At 62.3% G+C, this 273-nt stretch carries 1 protein-coding gene; it reads right to left on the reverse strand.

The genetic code is table 11. The features are described 5' to 3' along the window. On the reverse strand, window positions 1-261 hold a 261-nt coding region (locus PY650_RS36995; protein WP_285885075.1), incomplete at its 3' end, for a transposase. Window positions 262-273 lie beyond the last annotated feature (12 nt).

Genomic DNA, 273 nt, shown 5'->3' on the forward strand with positions numbered 1-273 from the left:
TGTGGCGTCACGGCGGATATTGGCGATGCGGCTGTGCAGTCGCGCCAGCTTTGCCTTGGCCTTGCGGCGATTGGCCGAGCCTTTTCGCTTGCGAGACAGACTACGGCTCGTCCGCCGCAACCGTTTGAGCAATGCGGTATGCGCCTTGGGTCCAGGAATCGTGCTGCCATCCGAAAGCGTTGCCAGCGTGGCAATGCCCAGATCGACGCCCACGCTGGCCTGAGGCTGCTCTACGGCCACAACATCGGCGGTCTCAACCATGATGCTGACGAA

It is taken from the genome of Martinezella calliandrae (genome assembly GCF_030272695.1).
Classification (GTDB): Bacteria; Pseudomonadota; Alphaproteobacteria; order Rhizobiales; family Rhizobiaceae; genus Rhizobium; species Rhizobium calliandrae.